The 2,802-nt window shown below is 63.1% G+C and carries 3 protein-coding genes; 2 read left to right on the top strand and 1 reads right to left on the bottom strand.

Translation table 11 applies throughout. From position 1 onward, the window contains the following. The coding region (gene pyrF / locus OQK_RS18340; protein ID WP_038861065.1) for an orotidine-5'-phosphate decarboxylase at nucleotides 1-449 on the bottom strand (449 nt) is incomplete at its 3' end. 262 nt (nucleotides 450-711) lie between these two features. Here pyrF and OQK_RS18335 point away from each other — a divergent pair. Together OQK_RS18335 and OQK_RS18330 are read left to right on the top strand one after the other, a co-directional pair. Further along, nucleotides 712-1,461 (top strand): response regulator, encoded by a 750-nt coding sequence (locus OQK_RS18335; RefSeq protein WP_016773661.1) that lies wholly within the window; start codon nucleotides 712-714, stop codon nucleotides 1,459-1,461. Further along, nucleotides 1,461-2,510, top strand: a complete 1,050-nt coding sequence (locus OQK_RS18330; RefSeq protein WP_016773660.1) for an ATP-binding protein — start codon at nucleotides 1,461-1,463, stop codon at nucleotides 2,508-2,510. Before OQK_RS18335 ends, OQK_RS18330 begins: the two co-directional genes overlap by 1 nt. The last annotated feature ends 292 nt before the right edge of the window (nucleotides 2,511-2,802 follow it).

Genomic DNA, 2,802 nt, shown 5'->3' with positions numbered 1-2,802 from the left:
TCGGCCAGCGCCGCCAGACGCAGCACTTGTTCCTGCGGCTCGATATCCAGACCGATACCGGCCAGATCCTCGCGCTCCATACTGGTCAGCACGGTCACGCCGATCAGCAACGGTTGCGGACCACTGCGCTTGTCCAGCTCCTCGCGGCAGGCAGCCATCATGCGCAGGCCACCGGAGCAGTGCACGTTGACCATCCACACGCCCATCTCGGCAGCGGCTTTCACGGCCATCGCGGTGGTGTTGGGGATGTCGTGGAATTTCAGGTCCAGAAACACTTCAAAACCCTTGTCACGCAGGGTGCCGACGATTTCCGCCGCGCAACTGGTGAACAGTTCCTTGCCCACTTTGACCCGGCAAAGTTTCGGGTCCAACTGGTCGGCCAGCTTCAGTGCGGCGTCACGGGTGGGGAAATCCAGGGCGACGATGATAGGAGTCTGGCAGGCGGACATGGATGGGCTCTCAGGCTGGTCGAAAACGGCGCGCATTGTAGCGGAACCGGCGGCGGCGCGGCACCCGATGATCGGTAAATCGTCGCGCTGGCGGTTATCAGCTTAGCCCGCACGGCTATTGTGTCGACTCCGATACACAGCCGACACGCCGGCAACACGCACCCGGGTTAGCCTCGCCCGGCGCAACACGTCCTTACAACAGCACTTCCCGCCTCTCGGCCGGACGCCTATGCTGAAACCACCCCTGGTAGTGAACAGCCCCATGCACAGCACCCCGACAACCGTGACGGATGAAAGCAAAGACGACAAGCGCTGGAGCATCCGCGCGCTGATCGTCGACGATGACGTGCCGATCCGCGAGCTGATGATCGATTACCTCGCTCGTTTCAACATTCACGCCAGCGGCGTCACCGACGGCGCGGCGATGCGCCAGGCGCTGCAGGGCGAACATTTCGACGTCATCGTCCTCGACCTGATGCTGCCCGGCGAAGACGGTCTGTCGCTGTGCCGCTGGCTGCGCGCCGAATCTCACATCCCGATCCTGATGCTCACCGCCCGCTGCGAACCCACCGACCGCATCATCGGCCTGGAACTGGGCGCCGACGATTACATGGCCAAACCGTTCGAACCACGCGAACTGGTCGCCCGCATCCAGACCATCCTGCGCCGCGTGCGCGACGACCGCAGCGAACAGCGCGCGAACATTCGCTTCGACAACTGGCGCCTGAACAGCGTCCTGCGCCAAGTGGTCGCCGACAACGGCCTGGTAGTGCCGTTGTCCAACGCCGAATTCCGCCTGCTCTGGGTCTTCATCGAACGCCCGCGCCGCGTGCTCAGCCGCGAACAACTGCTCGACGCCGCTCGTGGTCGCTCGATCGAGGCTTTCGACCGCAGCATCGACCTGCTGGTCTCGCGCCTGCGACAGAAACTCGGCGACGACCCGAAAGCCCCGCAACTGATCAAGACCGTGCGCGGCGAGGGTTACCTGTTCGACGCGCGGGACATCGGTTGATGAAGGCGCGCTTCGACACCCTGTTCGGTCGCCTGTTCGGGGTGCTGTTTGTGGCGATTGTCCTGGCGCACCTGCTGGCCTTCGCCTGGTTCAGGCTCTACGGCCCTCCTCCGCCCCCACCACCGCCAGAGTTCTCAACGAACATCGACGGCCAACCGCCCATGCACGCCGCTGCTTACCCACCGAGGCAAACACGCCCCTGGTTCGGTGGGCCGGTGGTGCCGCTGACCTTCCAGTTCATCACCCTGATGATTGCCGCCTGGTACGGCGCCAAGCTGCTCAGCCGGCCGATCCAACGCCTGAGCGACGCCGCCGAGCGCCTGAGCGAAGACCTCGACAGCGACCCCCTCGACGAATCCGGCCCGCGCGAAGCCCGGCAAGCGGCGCACACCTTCAACCTCATGCAACGGCGCATCCGCGAACAGGTCCAGCAACGCGCGCGCATGCTCGGCGCCGTCTCCCACGACCTGCGCACGCCACTGTCACGGCTGAAACTGCGCCTGGAAAACATCAGCGACGACAAGCTGCAAAGCCAGATGCGCCAGGACCTGGACGACATGATCGGCATGCTCGACGCCACCCTCACCTATCTGCACGAACAACGCACAAGCGAAGCCTTGCAGTTGCTGGACGTGCAGGCGCTGGTCGAATCGCTGTGCGAAAACGCCCAGGACCAGGGCGCCGATGTACAGGTCAGCGGCCACTGCGCGCCTTTGCCAGTACAACCGATGGCGCTGCGTTCGTGCATCAACAACCTGCTGGACAACGCCCTGCGTTACGCAGGACAGGCAAGGATTGAACTGCTGGAACAGCGCGAAGAACTGCTGATTCGGGTGATTGATCACGGGCCGGGGATTGCTGAGGACCAGCGTGAAGCCGTGTTTGAACCGTTCTACCGACTGGAAGGCTCGCGTAACCGCAACTCCGGCGGCGTAGGACTGGGCATGACCATCGCCCGCGAAGCCGCGCAGCGATTGGGTGGGCGGTTGAATCTAGAAGAAACACCGGGTGGCGGGCTGACTGCCATTGTCCGCTTGCCACGGGGCTGAGGCTCAGCCGACTTGAAGTGTGAGCGAGCCTGCTCGCGAAAGCGTCTGATGATTCAATGCATCTGTTGAATGTATCGGCCTCTTCGCGAGCAGGCTCGCTCCCACAATGAAACTGAGTGTATTCGGTAGATATTGCTTGGATGTGAGGGCGCTATCGCTGGCAAGCCAGCTCCCACAGGGATCGAGTGGTTTCAGAGAGAGATGGGTTGGCTGCCAGGCCGCCCTCGCGAGCAGGCTCGCTCCCACAATGAAACTGAGTGTATTCGGCAGATATTGGTTGGAAGTGAGGGAG

This window comes from Pseudomonas sp. R62, assembly GCF_000257605.1.
GTDB lineage: Bacteria > Pseudomonadota > Gammaproteobacteria > Pseudomonadales > Pseudomonadaceae > Aquipseudomonas > Aquipseudomonas atacamensis.
Note: the sequence above shows the minus strand (reverse complement) of the source record. Positions and strands in the feature narration are given on the sequence as shown.